This is a genomic window from Streptomyces sp. NPDC028305 (assembly GCF_055569495.1).
On record NZ_JBVHTN010000003.1, the window covers coordinates 660,844 to 678,746 of the forward strand.

At 69.8% G+C, this 17,903-nt stretch carries 11 protein-coding genes and 1 pseudogene; 1 reads left to right on the forward strand and 11 read right to left on the reverse strand.

The genetic code is table 11. The features are described from left to right. From ACZ4WQ_RS14360 to ACZ4WQ_RS14370, 3 genes and pseudogenes are all read right to left on the reverse strand, one after another. Positions 1–1,630, reverse strand: a pseudogene (locus tag ACZ4WQ_RS14360) (hypothetical protein); the annotation flags it as partial. Positions 1,631–1,708: 78 nt separating this feature from the next. Next, the gene (eccCa, locus tag ACZ4WQ_RS14365) at positions 1,709–5,830 is read right to left on the reverse strand and encodes a type VII secretion protein EccCa (RefSeq protein ID WP_398372032.1); all 4,122 of its coding nucleotides are present in this window, start codon (positions 5,828–5,830) and stop codon (positions 1,709–1,711) included. A gap of 118 nt (positions 5,831–5,948) precedes the next feature. Then, positions 5,949–6,383 carry a WXG100 family type VII secretion target gene (locus ACZ4WQ_RS14370; RefSeq protein WP_398372030.1) on the reverse strand — a complete coding sequence of 145 codons (435 nt, stop codon included), beginning with the start codon at positions 6,381–6,383 and terminating at the stop codon, positions 5,949–5,951. 206 nt (positions 6,384–6,589) lie between these two features. On the opposite strand from ACZ4WQ_RS14370, the gene ACZ4WQ_RS14375 reads away from it, so the two are divergent. Then, the gene (locus ACZ4WQ_RS14375) at positions 6,590–7,228 is read left to right on the forward strand and encodes a hypothetical protein (RefSeq protein WP_398372028.1); all 639 of its coding nucleotides are present in this window, start codon (positions 6,590–6,592) and stop codon (positions 7,226–7,228) included. Positions 7,229–7,346: 118 nt separating this feature from the next. Here the strand turns inward: ACZ4WQ_RS14375 and ACZ4WQ_RS14380 are convergent, their stop codons facing one another. From ACZ4WQ_RS14380 to ACZ4WQ_RS14415, 8 genes are all read right to left on the reverse strand, one after another. Continuing rightward, entirely contained in the window at positions 7,347–7,667 is a 321-nt protein-coding gene (locus tag ACZ4WQ_RS14380; RefSeq protein ID WP_311729915.1) for a WXG100 family type VII secretion target, read from the reverse strand. Between the two features lie 62 nt (positions 7,668–7,729). Next, positions 7,730–10,522 (reverse strand): right-handed parallel beta-helix repeat-containing protein, encoded by a 2,793-nt coding sequence (locus ACZ4WQ_RS14385; RefSeq protein WP_398372026.1) that lies wholly within the window; start codon positions 10,520–10,522, stop codon positions 7,730–7,732. A gap of 22 nt (positions 10,523–10,544) precedes the next feature. Next, positions 10,545–11,891, reverse strand: a complete 1,347-nt coding sequence (gene eccD / locus ACZ4WQ_RS14390) for a type VII secretion integral membrane protein EccD (protein ID WP_398372024.1) — start codon at positions 11,889–11,891, stop codon at positions 10,545–10,547. A 69-nt stretch (positions 11,892–11,960) separates the two neighbouring features. Continuing rightward, on the reverse strand, positions 11,961–12,275 hold the full coding sequence (locus tag ACZ4WQ_RS14395; protein ID WP_311729912.1) for a WXG100 family type VII secretion target: 315 nt from the start codon (positions 12,273–12,275) through the stop codon (positions 11,961–11,963). Between the two features lie 82 nt (positions 12,276–12,357). After that, positions 12,358–12,768: a WXG100 family type VII secretion target gene (locus ACZ4WQ_RS14400; RefSeq protein ID WP_311729911.1), complete on the reverse strand. Its 411-nt coding sequence runs from the start codon at positions 12,766–12,768 to the stop codon at positions 12,358–12,360. 368 nt (positions 12,769–13,136) lie between these two features. Continuing rightward, positions 13,137–13,730 carry an SDR family NAD(P)-dependent oxidoreductase gene (locus ACZ4WQ_RS14405; RefSeq protein WP_311729910.1) on the reverse strand — a complete coding sequence of 198 codons (594 nt, stop codon included), beginning with the start codon at positions 13,728–13,730 and terminating at the stop codon, positions 13,137–13,139. Positions 13,731–14,610: 880 nt separating this feature from the next. Then, a complete protein-coding gene (locus tag ACZ4WQ_RS14410; RefSeq protein WP_398372021.1) occupies positions 14,611–15,432 on the reverse strand; it encodes an RICIN domain-containing protein in 822 nt (273 codons plus the stop codon). Positions 15,433–15,730: 298 nt separating this feature from the next. Beyond that, entirely contained in the window at positions 15,731–17,758 is a 2,028-nt protein-coding gene (locus ACZ4WQ_RS14415; RefSeq protein ID WP_311729908.1) for an ATP-binding protein, read from the reverse strand. Positions 17,759–17,903: the final 145 nt, after the last annotated feature.

Consider the following 17,903-nt stretch of genomic DNA (forward strand, 5'->3'; position numbering starts at 1 on the left):
GAACCGGCCCGACCCGCTGACCATCCCCCAACCGCTGACCCGGATTCACCATGGCATCCGAACCACCAGAACCACCAGACCTGGAAGACTCCCCCGCCGGACCCGGCTTGTCCCCCGGCCCCCGAACCGGCCCGACCCGCTGACCATCCCCCAACCGCTGACCCGGATTCACCATGGCATCCGAACCACCAGAACCACCAGACCTGGAAGACTCCCCCGTCCGACCCGGCTTGTCCCCCGTCGGGCCGGGCTTGTTCCCCTGCGTCCGATGCGGGTTGTTCTGCGGACCACCCACATAATCAACCGAGTCGTCATACCGGTTGGGGCTGCCGGGGTGGTTACCCGGCGGCCGGATGCTGGACGCGACAGACGAATCGGAACCGTGGTTCCTGGGCGGTGTGCCACCGGGCTGGGAGTCCGGGGTGACCCGGGAGTCCGGAGCGACCGGGGGGCCATCGGGGCGCTTCCCGGCGTGCGGGGTGAGGCCGGCCCCGTCCCCGGAGCCGACGGGACGCGTGGTGACCGGCGGCTGGGGGGCAGGGGTGCTGCCGCTGTCGCGTCCGGCCGGACCCGGCTGGGGGGCCGAGCCGGGAGTCTCCGTCGTCCGCGAGTTCCCGCGGCCCGGTAGCGGAGTGGGGAGCGGTGCCGTGGAGGAGCCGTCGGTCTTCGTCGCTTGGGTGGGCATACCGAGGTCGCCCGAACGTCCGTTTCCGGGACCACTGTTGGTGGGGTGGCTGTCCTTGACGGAGACGCCGTCCCTGCCGCCGGACGGAGGGGGAGCCAGCGATCCGTCTCCCCTGCCCAGGCCGTCAGGGGTGGGCAGGGAGAGGTCGCCGTCAGGCGTCCGGGACAGAGGCGGAACCGTCCCATCGCCGCCACCCGGCGTGGGTTTGACGGTGGACGGGGTGACACCGGGAGGCACGGACGCCGGCGGGGCGTCGCCACCAGGAGTGGGCTTGGGGACGAAGGAGCGCCCCGCACCGCCGTAATGCCAGCCCATCAAGCCGCCGCCGTGCGCGCCGAAGCCCGCCCCGACGATCGCACTGATGGCCACGGTCCAGTTCACCTCGAAGTCGGCACCCGCGATCTCGGCGCCCAGCGCGCCGAGACCGAGGTCGAGGCCCACCTCGACCCCGGCACCGACAACGGCGCCCCCGACGGCACCGGCGATCGCGCCCCCCACGGTGCCGAGCCGGCTCCCGATCGCGGTCACGATGGGGATGAGCCTGGCCAGCAGCGAACCGACGAGCGACATCACCCGTGCGAGGAGCGGCCCGAGGCCGATGAGGACGAGCCCGAAGATGACGCCCAGGATATCCGCCCACATGGCGGCGTTGAGCTGCTCTGCGTACTCCTCGGCCGCCTTGTACAACTCGTCGGCGTAGCGGTTGATCGTCTGCCCGATCGTCCACGCCTTCTCGGCGGCGGCGTCGAAGGTCAGGGCGAGCCCTTCCTCCCACGCCCGGCGCGCCTCATCGCCCGCCGCCCCGGTCATGCCGATCCCGTCCACGTGGCCATTGACGGCGACTCGGCGCTCGTGAAGAACGTCACCGAGCTGGATCCAGGCGTTGCCCAGGGCGTACATCTCCTCGACCTTGATGTCGCCGAGTACGGAATCCGCGTCTTCCATGGTGGGGCCGCCCTCCCTGGGCGTGATGTGTTCGACGGTCGCCTGACTGGTGCCGCACCGGGCGGTCTGTGCAGGTGGCTAGGTCCGGGTCACGGGCTGTGTTCGCGTCGTGGGCGGATCTTCGGCGCGGGGTTCGCCGGCCCGCCGATCACCGGCACCGGTGCCGGACGGCGCTGCGGACTCCTCGGCCGGCACGTCCCGCTCGTCCACGGCGACCTGGACGAGGATGGGCTCGTGGCCCCGGCGGACCAGCGTCCCGCGGCCGGGCTGACGGCGGTACGCGCGCTGCTCGTTGATGAGGACCCCTTCGCGGTGGTCGCCGGACAGCAGCAGGCCACCGGAGCCGATCTCCTTGAGCTTGCTCAGCAGCGGGTCCGACAGCAGGGCTCGGGCGGCGCCACCGACCCGGCGGGCCAGTACGAGATGGAAGCCCAGCTCGTCCGCCTGCGGGATGAACTCGGCCAGCGGAGCCAGCGGGCCGCGTCCCATGCTGCCCGCCGCCAGGTCGTAGTCGTCCACGACGACGTACAGTTCGGGGCCCTCCCACCAGCCGCGCTCGGCGAGCTGGGTGGGAGTGATGTCGGCCGGAGGCATCCGGGAGCGCAGGGTCTCGGCGAGGGCCCCGACCTGTCCGGCGACCAAGTCGGAGTTGCCGCCGCGGGCACCGATGTACTCGTCGGCCACCACGCCCAGCAGGCTGTGCCGGTAGTCGACGATCATGAACCGTAGCTCGTGAGCGGTGTGGCGGGCGGCCAGACCGCGCATCCAGGCACGCAGGAACGCGGTCTTGCCGGATCCCGAGTCGCCGAAGACCACGAAGTGCGGGTCGCTCGAGGTCAGATCGAGTCCGACGGGAGCCAGGTCGGACTCGCGCAGCGCGACGGGTACCTCGCGTTCGCCGAGGGCGGCGCCGTGGCCCTCCCAGCGTTCGGCGGGCGTCGGCGCCGCGGCCGCCGACAACTCGCGGACGGTGATCCGGTCGGGCAGTACGCGCAGCGCCGGGGCCGCGGCCCGCTGCCAGCTCTCCGCGATCCTGGACACCAGCCGGCGCTCGCCGTCGGCGATCCCGTCCATGCCGTCCACGCCGTCCAGCCGGGGCAGCGCGATGTGGTGGGTGAGTCCGGGTGAGGCCAGTCCCCTGCCCGGAACGCTCTGGCCCAGGGCACGGGCGGCGGGGCGGCTGATCTCGGACTCGGAGGGGTCGTTGAGCCGCAGTTCGAGACGGCCCGGAATGTTGTCGCGCAGGCCGACGCGGATCTCCGCCCACCGGTTGGCGGTCAGCCACAGGTGGACTCCGACGCCGAGGCCGCGGGCGGCGATGTCGGTGAGGGTGGTGACGGCGTTGTCGTCGGAGGTGTGCAGAGCGGCCCAGTTGTCGACGACCAGCACGATGTCCGCGGCCCGCACGCCCTCGGGCAGGTCGCCCTCGGCGCGGCGGGTGCGCAGTTCGGCCGCCGACTGGATGCGCAGGTCGCGGAACATCCGCTCGCGCGCGGTGACCAGTCGGCTGACCTCGGCCAGCACCCGGCGCACCCGCTCCTCGTCGCGGCGGCCCGCGATGCCGGCGACATGGGGTGCGTCGCTCAGTCCGTGCAGCGAGCCGCCACCCATGTCGATGACGTAGAACTGCAGTTCTTCGGGGGTGTGGGTGAGCATGGCGCTGAGCATCGCGGTGCGCAGGAAGGTCGACTTGCCGCTCTGCGGGGCGCCCACCAGCGCGATGTGCCCTTGCCGTCCCGTCAGATCCGCCGTGAGGGGGATCTGTTCCTGGCGCACGGGCACGTCGATCACGCCGATCGGGAACACCAGCCGGCCCCCGTAGGGCCACAGGGAGCAGCGCAGGCCCAGCTCCGGGTCGACCTCCGGCTCACCGAGCAGCGAGCTGAGGGCGAAGTGCGCGGGCAGCGGGGGCAGCCACACCTGGTGGCCCGGGACGTCCTTGTTCACCAGTCGCTCGACCGCGATCTGCAGCTCGGTCGCGCCCCCGTCCGGGGTCCACTCCGAGCGGGTCGCCTCGCTCTCCTCGGGGGCGAGCGGGGCGAGGTCTCCGTGCACGGCGAAGGGAACCGGTTCGGCGGCCACGGCAGCGGCGTCGGAGTCCTGCTCGCGGTAGGGCGCCGACACGTGCGCGACGCGGAAGCGCTCGTAGACCGACTCGTCGACCTTCAGATAGGCGGAGCCCGGGATGGGGGGCAGCGCGTAGGCGTCGGCGGTGCCGATGACGGCACGGGACTCGGCGGCGCTGAAGGTCCGCAGGCAGATCCGGTAGGACAGGTGGGACTCCAGGCCGCGCAGCCTGCCTTCCTCAAGGCGCTGGGTGGCCAGCAGCAGGTGCATGCCGAGCGAGCGCCCGACCCGGCCGATCTGGACGAACAGGTCGATGAAGTCCGGCCGTTGCGAGAGAAGCTCGCCGAACTCATCGACGATGACGAACAGGTAGGGCAGGGGGTCGAGCGGTTTGCCGTTGACGTCGGTGCCGCCGGCGGCCTGACGGAGCTGGTACTCGCGCACGGAGTCGACGTTCCCGGCCTCCCGCAGCATGCGCTGCCGGCGCTGCTGTTCGCCCTGCAGGGCCTTGCGCATCCGGTCGACCAGTGCGAGGTCGTCGGCGAGGTTGGTGATCAGGCCGGACACGTGCGGCAGTTCGGTGACGCCCGCGAAGGTGGCGCCGCCCTTGAAGTCGACGAGGACGAAGGCCAGGTGCTCCGGCGCGTGCACCATGGCCATACCGGTGACGAGGGTGCGCAGCAGCTCGCTCTTGCCGGACCCGGTGGCGCCGACGACCAGCCCGTGCGGGCCGATGCCGCCCTGCGCCGACTCCTTGAGGTCGAGGCGCAGCGGTTCGCCGGTGCCGGTCACCCCGATGGGGACGCTGAGAAGGTCCTTCGCGTCGGGGCTGCGCCGCCCGGCGGCCGGGTCGAAGGCCGCCATGTCAGCGAAGCCGAGCATCCCCGAGAGGGAGACGTCCTCGGCGAGGACCTGTTCGCGTTCGCCGGACAGCCTCAGCGGGGCCAGCGCACGCGCGGTGGCCGCCAGGACGGCGGGCGCCGGCTCGTCGACGGCACCCCTCTCGATCGCTGCGTACAAGCCCGGCATGCGTCCCTCGAGGACGAGTCCACCGCGTGCGTCCGTACGGGCGCGTACGTCGACCCGGCCCGGTTCGGAGCCCTCCTCCTCCACGAGGCACACCACGTGCACCCCCAGGTCGGGTCCCGCCTGGGTGAACAGGTCGGCCAGGAGTGCGGAACGGGCCCAGGAGGCCCCGGGTTCGTAGTCGTCCAGGAAGACGACCAGGTGGCGGCGCGGGCCGCTGTCACGCTGGGCGATGAGACGTCCGTTGCGTTCGGCGCGGGCCGCGACCGCTTCGTCGAGGGCGGCCCGCAGTTGATCGTGGAGTCCGGCGAAGTCGTCGGCGAGCAGGGGGACGACCTCCTGCTCGCGGCTCTGTGCCCGCGGGTCGGGGTCCTGGGTGTGCGGCAGCCATTTCGCCCAGTCCCAGGCGGAGTTGCCTCCGGTGACGACCGCGACCCGCACGTCGTCGGGGGCGTGCAGCACGGAGAGCTGGAGCAGCAGGGTCTGGGCCAGCTCACGGGTGCGCGGTCGCGGCCCCAGCAGACTGACCACGCCGGACGCCCGCAGGTCCAGCCAGGCGGCCTGGTCGTCCACCGTGCTGTGCGCCTCGACGAGTTCGGCGGCGGCGTGCTGGCACTGGATGTCGACCTCGATGGTCGGATCACTCTGCTCCGGGAGGCGCAGCGCGTCGGCCAGCGGCACCGTGCCGGTGCCGAGCCGCAGCTGGAGGAAGTCGGTGTCACCGGGGCGGCGTTCCCACACCCGGCGCCGCTGGGTGGCTATCGCCCACAGCCGCTCGGGGTGCGGATGCCGCCAGGCGTCGGCGGCCTGCTGGCCGACCCTGCTCAGCTGAGCCCGCTTGCGTACACCGGCCAGGTACTCCAGGTACCGCTCCCGCTGCCGGAACTGGTTGCGGCGCCGACTGCTCCGCAGCTGCATCCGCACACCGATGGTGATGCCCACGGACACCACGACGAAGGCGAACCCCAGAAGGATCATCCATGCCTTGCCGTAGGCCACCATGTACGCGGCCATGCTCACGCTGGACAGCAGCGGCAGGAGCAGCATCAGCCAGCCGGCCGCGCCCTGCGGCTGGGGCCGCTGGGGCGGGGAGGCCAGTTTCGTCATGCCCTCCGGCATCGGTGGGGGCGTCATTCGGACGGGGCGGTGGAACGGGGTTCGACTCACGGTGGCTGCCTAGCTGCCTGTCGGGGTGGGGGACACGGGGAGTGGGAGAAGGCGGTACTCAGTAGGGGAAGGTCATGGTGACCGCTGTCCGGTTGGTGTCGGTGACCTCCCCGGGATCACCGCTGCCCGTCGCGGTCAGGTTGGTGATGAACTCGGTGAAGATCTTGGTGACGCCCTGCTCGGCCACGCTGAAGTTGCCCCAGGCCATGCCGACTCCGTCCGCCAGCGCGGGCAGGACCCCCAGGGACGGGTCCTCCTCGGTGCCGAACAGCTCGGTCATGACCCGCGTCCACTCGTTCTGCACCTTCTCGGCGTCCGAGGCGGCCTGGCCCTGCCACGCCACGCGCAGCCCGTTCAGTGTGGTGTGAATGGTGCCGATGCGCTCGGCGACGGAGTTGGAGAGTTCGACCAGTGACTTGGACGTGACGTTCAGGCCGGCCGGGGACACATCGATGACGGAGATGTCGTAGTTGGCGGCTTCGCTGTCAGCCATGGCTCACCTTCCTCGGGTGATGATCCGGATGATCTGGGATGTATGAGGTGATTCCCTCAAGGGCGTGAGAAACACCGATAATTCATCACATAAACGGTTAGCCTGGCGGTGGTTCTTCGGGGCCGTCGCCCCGCAGGCCGCCCGGCATGCCGCGTCGCCCGCACACCGGGCCGGGAAGTCGACGCGTCAGAGACGAAGGAGACACCGTGACCGAACCGATCGACTCGAAGTACGACGAAACACCGCTTCCCGAGCCGGAGATGGTGGACGATGACGGCGACGGAGCCGCCGATCCCTCGGAGGACAACGGCAAGGACCTCAGCTACCTGGTACCGGACCCAGAGGTCGTCTGGGACGTGCCGCCCTCCTTCAACATCGACCCGAAGGACCTGTCGGGGGGCGGGGACGGACCCCAGTCGGAGGAGATCACCGAACCCTCCGGGGATCTGAGGGTCGACCTCGGCGCGCTGCGCACCGCGGAGAAGTCGATGCTCACCGAGGCACGCGGCGCGGTGGACAAGTATGAGGAGGTCCGCGCCCTGGTCGCAGCCGTCAAGGACACCGTCTTCGGACAGGGCGCCAAGGACACGTATGAGAGAGGGGGAGACAACAGTAATTCGATGTCGTACGACCCGCAGCAGGGCGAGTCCGTTGACAACCCGTTCGCCGAAACCGGCGAGACGTTCGCCGCCGAGATGAACCCGGCCATGGAGCGCGCGCTGCTCGAAGTCGGCTCCACGATCGAGAAACTGGGCGAGTACATCGCGCTGCTCAACCACTCCGGACAGGTCTACGCAGAGGCCGACCGCAAATCCCGCTTTCCCGCTCCTCCGCCAAAGGCCTGAACCGGCGGGCCGCGCCGCCCCGTTCCGCAGGTGCGGAGCGGGGCGGTCGTGCGCCGGGCCGCGCCGGCACGCCGCATGCTGGACGGCGCGCGGCGTCCCGGGCGCACCGCGGCGCCGCTCAGCCATCCGACGGCCCGTCGGTGACGTTGTCGTAGTTCGTGCCCTCCGCGTTGTGGTAATTCGAGTACGTGGTGTTCATCCGGCGGAGGATGTCCTCCATCAGTGCTTCCAGGTCGTGCTGGCAAGTCAGGAACCACGACTTGATGTCGTCGAACGTGGCGTAGGACGGACTGTTCCATGAGGTGCCGATGTCGTTCATCTTGGCGGCGATCGACGCCATGCCGGTCGTGATCTCCGTCGACTCCCGCCCCACAGCGCCGATCGCCTCCTTCAGCGCCGCGAGGTTCGCGAGCCAGTCCTGCGTGCTTTGTTCTGCCATCTGGGAGACACCTGTCTTTCACCCGGTCCGAAGTCCTCTGGCGTCCTGCCGCTCCGTCCTGCTCAGAGAACCTCTTCCGGGGGGAGGTCCACGGGCAGGAGAGTGGTGAGCAGTTCCTCGTCGGCCGATGCGAGATCGACGGCGCTCAGACCGAGTTCGGCCACGCGCTGCGCGTGCCTCTCGGTCATCCGCTGGAAGACCTGCCGGGCGCTGCGTCCGTTGCCGAACTGTTCGCCGCGCGGCAGCATCTCGAAGTAGTCGTGCAGCGCGGCGGTGGTCTGCGGCGCGAAGGTGTACTGGTGGCTGTCGGCCTGGTGCTCGACGATGCGCACCAGCTCGGACGAGGAGTAGTCGTCGAAGTACAGGGTGCGGGTGAAGCGTGAGGCCAGGCCGGCGTTGGACTCCAGCAGCCGGTTCATCTCGTTCGGGTATCCGGCGACGATGACGACCACCTCGTCGCGGTGGTCCTCCATCAGTTTCACCAGCGTCGAGACGGCCTCCGAGCCGAAGTCGGTGAACTGGCCCTGGGGCACCAGGGAGTACGCCTCATCGATGAAGAGCACCCCGCCCAGGGCGCGCCGGAAGACGGCGGTCGTCTTGGGCGCGGTGTGCCCGACGTACTCCCCGACCAGGTCTCCCCGGTCGGCCTCGACCAGGTGACCGCGGCTGAGCAGACCGAGCGCCGCGAGGAGGCCGCCGTAGAGGCGGGCCACGGTGGTCTTGCCGGTGCCGGGATTCCCCGCGAAGACCAGGTGCCTGCTCAGCGGCGGCGGGGCCAGCCCGGCGTCCTGGCGGACCTTGACCATCTGCATCAGCTTCGTGAGCGTGACCACATCGCGTTTGACACCTTCCAGGCCGACCAGCCGGTCGAGCTCCGCGCGGAGGTCATCGAGCTTCGCCGCGACCGCCTCACCAGCCTCGGGGTCCTGCTCGCCCGCGCCCGCGGTGCCGCTGGTGCCCACCGCCCTGCGGACGCCGGGCACCGGGGTGCTCCCCTGCTTCGCCGGCGGGGGCGGCAAGGTCGGCAGCACCGGATCGGCCACATCCTCGACATGACAGTCCTGCGCGTACACCTCGGCCTCCTCGTCCCGCAGCAGGTCCGTCTCGGTGCCGTCCACGGCGCAGCGGCGCAGCACGATCCGGGAGCGGGCACCGGCGTAGACGGCGGGGAAGCGGCTCTTGGTGAAGTGACAGTCGTCGTAGCGGCCTTCGCCGCCGTCCCCGACGTACAGCGCGTTCTTCGCAGCGGACGCCACGGTGAGGCCATGGACCGTGGGACGGGCCCCCGCGTACACGACGACACCGCTGCCCCGGGACTCGCGTACCGCGCCGCCCTCCACGAGGACGGCGCTGTCCTCCTCCAGGAGCAGACCTGTGGTGGCACCGGTGATCGTCACGTTCTCCAGCCGGGCGCCCGTGTCCCGGCCGACCCGGACACCGGTCTCACCGATGGAGGTGACGACGCAGTCCGCCAGCAGCGGCCGGTGGGTGGTGATCAGGCGTACGCCGTCGCGTTCGCCTTCTATCCGGCAGTCGCGCAGGGCCGCGTCGCCGCCCTCCACGCACAGCCCCGTCAGCTCGACGTCGGTCACCTCGCACCGCTCCGCCAGGAGTTCGGCCCGTTCGGTGACACGCGCACCGTACTCGGGGGTGCCACCGATCGCGCAGTCCCGTGCGTTCACCCGCGCCGAGCCGCCCAGATGCACGGCCGTGTAGGCGGTCTCCCGCACGGTGCATCCGGTCAGTGAGACCTCGGCCTCGCCGGTCGCGTACAGCCCGTTGGCACCGGTGCGGGCGAAGGTGGAGTCGCGCGCGGTGGCGTTCCCGGTCGCGCTGACGACCAGCGCGGTGTCCACGCAGTCCACGGCCCGGACGGAGACCAGTTCCGCGACGGCCTCTCCCGTGACCAGCACCGCGGCACCGGTGGTGCGGTGCACGTGGCAGCGGTCCAGCACGATCGCGCTTGCGTCCTCCGCGAGTACACCGGAGCGCCCGGTACGGAAGATCTCACAGTCGCGCAGCAGTACGCCCTGGGTTCGGTCGGCGGAGCGGCCTGCGGCATCGGCCGAGGAGGAGGCTGCCACCGGGATCCGGTCCTCGCCGGAGGGACCAACGTCCCACGGCCGCCGGCCCTGCGGGCCCGGGGAGCGGCCCGCCGTGCCGCGTACCCAGACCCCCTGACCGCTCGCCTCGTACAGGCGGCACTCGCGCAGCGCCGCGGAGGCGTGTCCGTCCACGAGGACGGCGGCGGCGCCGCTGCCGCGTATCTCGCAGCGGGTCAGAGCCGCGTGCGCCCCCGCGGCCACCACGATGCCGCGTCCGGCGACGCCGTCCACGAGCGCGTCGGTCAGTTCGAGGGCCGCCTCGTCCTCAACAACCACTCCGTCCCCGGAGCAGCCGCCGACCGTCAGGGCCTCCAGCGTGGTGCGGCTGGTGCCCGTCAGACGCACCGCCATGCCCTCGGCCTGCCGCACCGAACAGCCGCTCAGCAACGGAGCCGCCGCGGCGGCGACCTCGACGCGACCGCCGGTGATCTCGCAGTCCCGCAGCACCGGTTCACCGCCGCGCAGCAGCACCGCGGCGTCCCGGGGCGCGGGGGAGACGAGGGTGAATCCGCGCAGCTCGGCGCGGCCCGCGTGCACGGTGACGGCCGGGCCGCGCGGCGCGACCAGCCGTACGGTGCCCTTGGCGACCAGGACGATGTCTTTCTCCAGCACCAGGCTCTCGGTGTACGTACCGGCCTGCACGGTGATCACCCCGCCGGGCTTGGCGCCCCTGACGGCCGCACCGATGGAGCGGTGCGCGCCCCAACTGCCCGGTGCCACACGCTGTGCGACCGACTTCACCTCACGCATTCTCGACCGGTCCGCCACTCGATCACAGGTCGCCGCCGAGGTTGGCCAGCCAGCCGAAGAGGCCGAAGACACCGGCGGTCAGCGGCAAGGCGACGACGGCGAGAGCGGTGACGACGGCCCCGGGCCAGCTGGGCCGCTCCGGCTCGATGGGACGAAGGGCCGCGCCGAAGGCGAGAAACAGCCCGCAGGCGACCAGGACGACGCCCGCCGCGAAGCCGGCCAGTGGGCCCGCGGTGCGCGAGTCGAAGAGGTACTCGGGCACCCGTACGGCCAGCGCGAGCAGCCCCAGAACTCCGGCGGACAGCTGCGGGATCACGCCGGACAGCACGCGCACCGAGCCGGCCTGGAGCAGCAGCCCGACGCTGACGCAGGCCACCAGGAAGAGGGCGTACACGTCCCGCGAGGTGGTCAGGGTGAGCAGGGCGGCCGTGAGGACGGTCGCGGTGACGATGCTGAGGAAGGTGAGCAGCCCATTGCCCCGGCGGACGACAGCGGCGACGTCCTCGCTGCCCAGGGCGGGGGCGCCGGTGTCCGGACCGTCGGGCACGAGCACCGCGATCTGGCTGGTGATCCGGGGCAGCAGCCCTGTCAGCACGAACAGCACCAGGGCCACCACCGCCGCCGAGCTGATCAGATTCGCGTCCAACACGGCCAGCGGCACCACGAACAACGCGGTCACCAGTGTCAGAGTCAGGAGTACCACCGTGGCAGGAACCAGGAAGGCGACCACTCCGGCGAGCGCGCCGATCACCGCGGCGCCCATCACCAGGACCGAAGTGGCCACCGGGCCATGGACCGGCGCTCCCAGGCCGGCACAGGCCAGCAGCGGGCAGGCGGCCAGCGCGAACAGCTGGCGCACCGAACGCGGCAGCGGCCAGTTCTTGCGCTCGGAGTACCAGGCGAGCAGCGCCGAGCACAGCGCGGCCAGAGCGAAGAACAGCACGGTCACGCCCGCGATCCGATGCGCGCCGAGCCATGTGGCCGATATCACCATGACCACCAGACCGGCGCCGAGAACGCTCTGGGCACGCCGGCGGGCGCTCCACAGGCCGTCGTCCTCACGGGCGTTCGCGATCTGTTCGTCCAGGTCGGTGACGGTCAGCTCGCTCAGCTCTGCGGCCCGCTGGTCGTGCAGGTACAAGGTGGCACCGTCCACGATGCCTGCCTCCGACAGCGTGTCGCCGGGGGCCATCGGAGAACCTCCCGAGAGCGTGAGTGTCCAGACCGGGGGCATGCCCTCGGACTCGGGCTGGCCGCACAGGGTGGCGAGTCGCGGCACGTATTCGGCGATCGGGACCCGGACTGGGAGCGCCAGGTCGACCTGCCTGCGTTCGCCGACCACGGTGACCCGGCAGCGTTCATCGGGCATGGACGTTTCCTTCGGTGTTCGGACAGCGGAGCCGCAAAGAGAAGGGGGTGAGAAATGAAATGCGGTGCTTCACTGCCGCCAGGTGGACACGTTCGCCCACTCGGCGTCACTGTAGTTGTTCCAGTTGACATTCATGGCCTGGGCAATGCGGCCCAGCACGCCGTCCTCCCCGAATAGGCCGTTGGCCGCCAGGTCCCATTCGTTCTGCATGTCCTGGTAGTAGGTGGCGGCCTCACTCTCCCGCCACGCGTCGACCAGCGGCGACAACTTGTTTTTCAGCAGCTGGAGTTCTGTGGTGATCTCTCCGGCTCTGGCGTTGATGGTGCTGCCCGCGGCCTCAAGCCCTTCGCCTACGTAGATCGGCGTGCCGTCGATGTTGGCCATGAATCGCTCCTCGAACGCGCCCGGTCCTGCGGATGAACGCGCGGATGAATCGGCTGGATACGCGGATGGATCAGCGTGCGGATCAGTTGAAGTTCGTGCCGGTCGGAGGCTTCGGAACGTCTTCGCCCAGCTGGGTGAGGTTGTTCAGGTTCTGCTGCTCGGTGTCCTTGTAGTTCACGTAGTTGCCCTGAAGTCCCTTGGAGATTCCGTCCAGGGCGTCGTTGAGCATGCGGGCGTAAACGTCGTACTTTGCCATCAAGTTCTGGAACTCGGAGTGGGCTATACCCTGCCAGCTCTGCTCAAGGCTGGTCACATAGAGCTTCAGATCAGCCAATTGTCCGGCGATCTCCGTCGCCGTGGTAGCCGTATTGGTGGAGGCATCAGCCAGGTACTCCGGTGTCACCCGGTACGTCACACCACCGACGCTTACGGAAGGCTCGACAGCCATGAGTGGATTCCGCCCTTCTCGACCGTTGTCCGGGTAGTCAAACATCTCCGTGACGATGACCGGACCGAGTGAGCAGCACCTGGGCATCTTCTGAACACAACAGCTGGGACGTGCCCAGTTTGCCGGGCCCCGCGCCTTCGCACGGAGTTCGAGCCCGACCTCGTGGATGTGCTCGTGCAGTCCCTGTGTGCGGCGGTCACGCACGAGTTGGTGCGCACACGAGTGCTCAAGGGCTGGTCGAAAGAGGAGGCTGGCGGCGACGCACGGACGCGGCCCCTGGATGACCTGAACCCAACCGCCCTGGCCCCGTTCAAGCGTCATTCTCGGACCAGCTCGAACTCCTGCGCAGCGAAGCCTTGGCCATGACGGTGAACTCGTCGATGACCACCTCGAACGCGTCGGCCTCGATCCCGTCAAGCGCGGCGTGCGCGACATCGGCGTGGGGCCGTCCCGGGGACGTGCGAGCCGTTTGTCGTCGCGGTGTCGGCCGCTCCCAGGTGTACCGAGGTGACAAGGGTCCGCTGGCCGGCCAGTTCCCGGCGCAGCTCATCGCTTATGCTCCGGACCGCGGCCTTGGAGGGCCCCTGGGCGCTGCCGCCGGGGAAGACGAACCAGGACGCCGAACAGGCTATGTTCAAGATGGCGCCTCCGCCGTTCCTCGCCAGGACCGGGGCGAAGGCCCGGACCATGGACAGGGTGCCCCAGAAGTTCACGTCCATGGCGACACGGACATCGTCGATGTCTCCGAGCAGGGCCGCACCCCCGATGCCGGCATTGTTGACGAGCAGATTGACATCGTCAGCCTTTTTAGCGGCGTCTGCTATGGCGTCAGGGTCGGTGATGTCGAGAGGTAAGACCTCAACACCGTAAATGTTGATGGATTCCGGCCGACGCGCGGTCGCATAGACCTTCGCGCCCCGAGTGACGAGCTGGGCCGCGAGATGGCGGCCGATGCCACGATTGGCTCCGGTGATCAGTGCCGTGGCTTTACTGAGATTCACGGACATACATGAAAATCTGACGTGCGTGAGGCCCAGAGCTCAACTGACGTAGCAGACAGGATGCGCACCGCCGAGGCCGCCTGCGGCGGCACAGTACCGGCGGCAATATTCCCAGCCCTCTGTCGAACGGGTGAGGTCACTCCATTTACCGGGCCACACAGCAAAGCGAACCCGCATATCCTGTCGTTCATGGACACTCTGGTCATGACATGACGGCTTCAGATGAGCGCTAGCGAGTCCGTTCCATCTGCTTGCCCTCTTTGAATCCTCTTCTCGCCCTGCTGCGCTTCGACGCCTTGCGAGCCATATGGATGAGGTCCCGTTCTTCCTGGGTGAGGGTGGACGTCAACTTGACATTATTCATCCACCCGTTGAGCAGAGCATGTGAACCTCCCAGCCGGAGGGAGTAGGACCACGCGCTTTCCCCTCTCCGGTTTCCTTGCCATCCGGCGGCCCACTTCAGCAGGTGAGCGATTTTCTGTGCTTGACTGTAGCGAGTTGAACTCATCGGCCTGAATCGGTCAGTTACGTCACGTCCAGATCTTCTATGGTGCGCCGGCTGAGGCGCTTCACGGCTTCGACGACACGAAGTTCTCGGCGCAGGTCGTCGGAGCCGGTCGCCTGAAGGGCCGGCCCGGGAGGGAGGCGCGTCGGCGGGCAAGGCCCCATCCGGCCCGACGGGTGCCGTCCCAAAGGGACCTGGGAACCGTCGCCGCCGAAGGCACCGGCGGACCACGCCGGGCGCTCGGCTGGAAATCCCAGCCGAGCGCCTGCGTACATTGCCCGCGGCCTGACCGGTACTACCGCGTGTTGCGACGACCGCCTGGGGGCGCCGGCTCCCGCCGGGCCTTGGAGGGGTCACCCGGACCGTGTCAGCCGGCCGGGGTCATTCGATCAGCCGCCAGCGGCTGTCATCCCGCGAATCGCACGAGCCGATCACCAGCCGCTGGTCCGGCTCCTTCATCTCGGCGCCCAGGCCATTGACCTTGAGGCACAGGTGGTTGCTGGCATAATTGCGGATCCTGACGCTGCCGTCCCCGGCCGGTTCGAACCACCACAGCTGGTTGTCACCCATGGTTCCGGTGCAATCTGACTCCTGGAGCCCGGTCCCCGCAGGCTGTCCCCCGCGGGTCAGCAGGTCGATGCACAGACCGTCCTTGAGGTTGGCGAACTGCACGAGATCAGTGCCGCCAGGGCCCGCGTCGGGACGAGGGGACGTCATCCTCCACAGCTGGTTGTCCTTGTCGGTGCCGTCGCAGTAGTACTGGTTGACGTGCTCACCCTTCTTGCCCGCTGTGTAGAATGGGATATCGGCGCACAGCCCGGTGAACACGTTCTTCAGCAGCAGCGTACGAGGGACGGCCGTCAGCTTCTGCAGCTCGGCCTTGGCCACGTCCTCCGTCCGCGTCTCAGGGTGCTTCTTCGTCGGGGAGGCCGACGGGGTGACGACGGGGTCGGGCACCTGCCGCTCGACGGTCGTGCCGGGCTCCTTCTTCGTCTCCTTCTTCGTCTCCTTCTTCGTCATCTTCGGTTCGGAAGACGGTGACGGGGATCTGGTGAGCTTCTTGTGCGCCGCGGCCTGCTCGGCCGCCAGCTCCGCCTTCTGCGCCTCCTCGTCGGCCTGGTAACTGCGCCACGCGCCCACCCCCAGGGTGGCGCCCGCGGCGAGCGCCAGCACGGCCACCGCGCCGGCGACCCGGGTCCCCATTCGGGGGCGCTCCCCCCGCTGCTGGGTACTGGTCGTCAGCGCGTCGACGAACCGCGCCCGTTGCCGCCGTTTCGTTTCGTCTTGGTCGATTTCACTCAATGCCGTTCCCAACTCGCAGAGGCTTCAACAGTGGGTGTGCCGAAGCGTCCGTCCTGACCGCTCCGTTCCCGCCCGGACGTGGCCCTCGGATCCCGGTCCGGGCAGCCGGGCGCCCCGGGGGGGGCGCGCGAGGCCGGTCCCAGGACGCGAAGACCGCCGCCGGAGCACGGGGCGGGCGGACCGGGCGCGATCCGACTCATCACGGCACCGGACCGTACAGCTCGCGCTCCCGCAGCAGTTCCGCCGCCGTCACCAGCGAGGCGGACAGCCGACGTCGGTAGGTGCTGAAGGACAGCGCCGCCCGGTTGGCCGCGGCCTGCTGGCTGCGCGGCCCGCTCAGATAGGTGATCTCCAGGATGTCGGCCAACTGCCGCCGGCCGGGCTGCGCCCGTAACTGCGAAACGGTCTCCGTGAGTACCTGGCGCAGCTCGGCGGGGCCGGCGTCGGACGCCACGAGCCGGGTGCGCAGAAGCGCGCTGCGCGCCAGCTGCTCCGGCTCCGAGAGCTTTTGGTAGGCGTATTTGACGGCACCCACGAACTCCGACCACGGCATAGCGGGTGTCACCGGCTCGGCGGCCGGAGCCGGGGCCGCCGCGGGATCGTCGGCCAGCAGCCGGGTGCTCAGTGCCTCTGCCCAGCGGGCGAACGGCATGCTGCGCCAGTCCCGCACGAACGAGAAGATCGGTTCACCGTCCGCGCGGGTGACCGTCTCCCCGGGCCGCTGGTCGTACAGGCCGAGCAGCCGCGACAGCTCCTCCTGCTCCCGTGCCGCGCAGGTCCAGCTCACCGCGAGACCTGGCGTGGTCGCCCACAGGGTGGTGAGCACGAAGCACGCCGCCACCGCACTGCCGGTGCTCCAACGCCCCAGCAGCAGTCGCCCGGTGCGTCGCAGCGGCGACGACCGGCCAGTCACGTGTTCGAGCGCGGCGTGCGCGACCGGATCGTCGGGCAGGTTCGTGACGCCCCGTTCCAGACAGGGCGCCACGACTGTGCCAACGACGCCACCACGGTCGTCCTCAGCGACGATGAACGCCGAGGGCTGTCGATCCCACCACTGCCGGGCGAGACGGCCGGCCGCGACACCGTGCTCCTCCTCTATGGCGGCCAGCACCGGGTGCAGGTCCTTCGGGCGTGCGGACCGCAGCTGGAAACGGTCCGCGCCGTTCCAGTCCGCCGCCTCGCGGACGACGGAACTCGCCCTCCCGAGGTGGGCAAGACCGGCACCGAACGCCCAACGGCCACCCGTACGCTGGGTCAGCCGTTCGGCCAGGTGCGCGTGCAGCCGGCGGAAGAGGCGCTCGTACTTCTCCGGATCGCGCCAGCGCAGATCGACCAGCAGTGCTTCTCGCACCAACTCATGCGGTATGAGACCGGCGGCTGTGCTATCCACGAACGACAGCCCCTGCAGCCAGGCGAACAGTACCTGGGCCTCGGCCGCCGGCACATCCAGGGTGCGCCGCACCAGTTCCTCGGTGGTGACCCGGGCCAGCGCCAGTACCTGGAGCGCGTCGGTCCTGGCCGGTGCCGGGGTCTCCCGCAGCAGCAGCCTCAGCAGCTCCCGTGCCAGGTCGGGCGAGTCGTACAACTCCCGCCCGCCGCTCGGCCCGGCTGTCCCCGCGGATGCCTCACTGGCGTCGGCGAAGAGCGCCAGAGCGAGTGGGAGTCCATGCGAGGCCCGTACGATGTCGGCCGCCGAGGTCTCCGGCACATCCCGGTTGCGCAGGAGCAGGAACGCCTCGGCTTCGTCCATGCCCGACAGCCGCACGCTGCACAGCGCGTGCCACCACTGCGGGTCGGTGCGCCACTCGGTCTCCGGGGGCCGACGCGAGCCCACCACGACGAGCAGGTGCGTGGGCATACGGGGCAGGAACTGGTCGCGCAGCCACCACTCCAGCGGACCCAGCGACTCCGCGGAATCGATCAGCAGCAACTGCGCCTCTTCCAGCGGTCCCTGTGCCTCCAGCGCGGCCCAGAAGGCATCCGGTGTCGCCTGCGTACAGCGCATGTCGATCGTGCGTACGACAGCGCCCTGCGTCTGCGCCTCGTCTGCGAACCGCAGCAGCAGGGTGCTCTTGCCGACACCCCCCATGCCGTGTAGCCACACCACGAAGCAGCCCCGGGCCTCGTCACGCATCAGCTCCCGCAGCAGTCGCAGTTCGGCGACGCGCCCGGTGAAGGATTTTCTCCGCAGCGCGGCCAACACGTTTCCGTGGGAGTCGACAGACATGGGCGTAGGTACTTCCGTATCTTCCAACTTGTGAACTGCTGTCGATCGGTGACCCTCGCATGGAGCGTGGCCTCACCGCCTGAACCGCTCCGCAGAGCCGGAACGACACCTCGCAGCCGGCTGGCTGTGATGGCGGCCGCGTCAT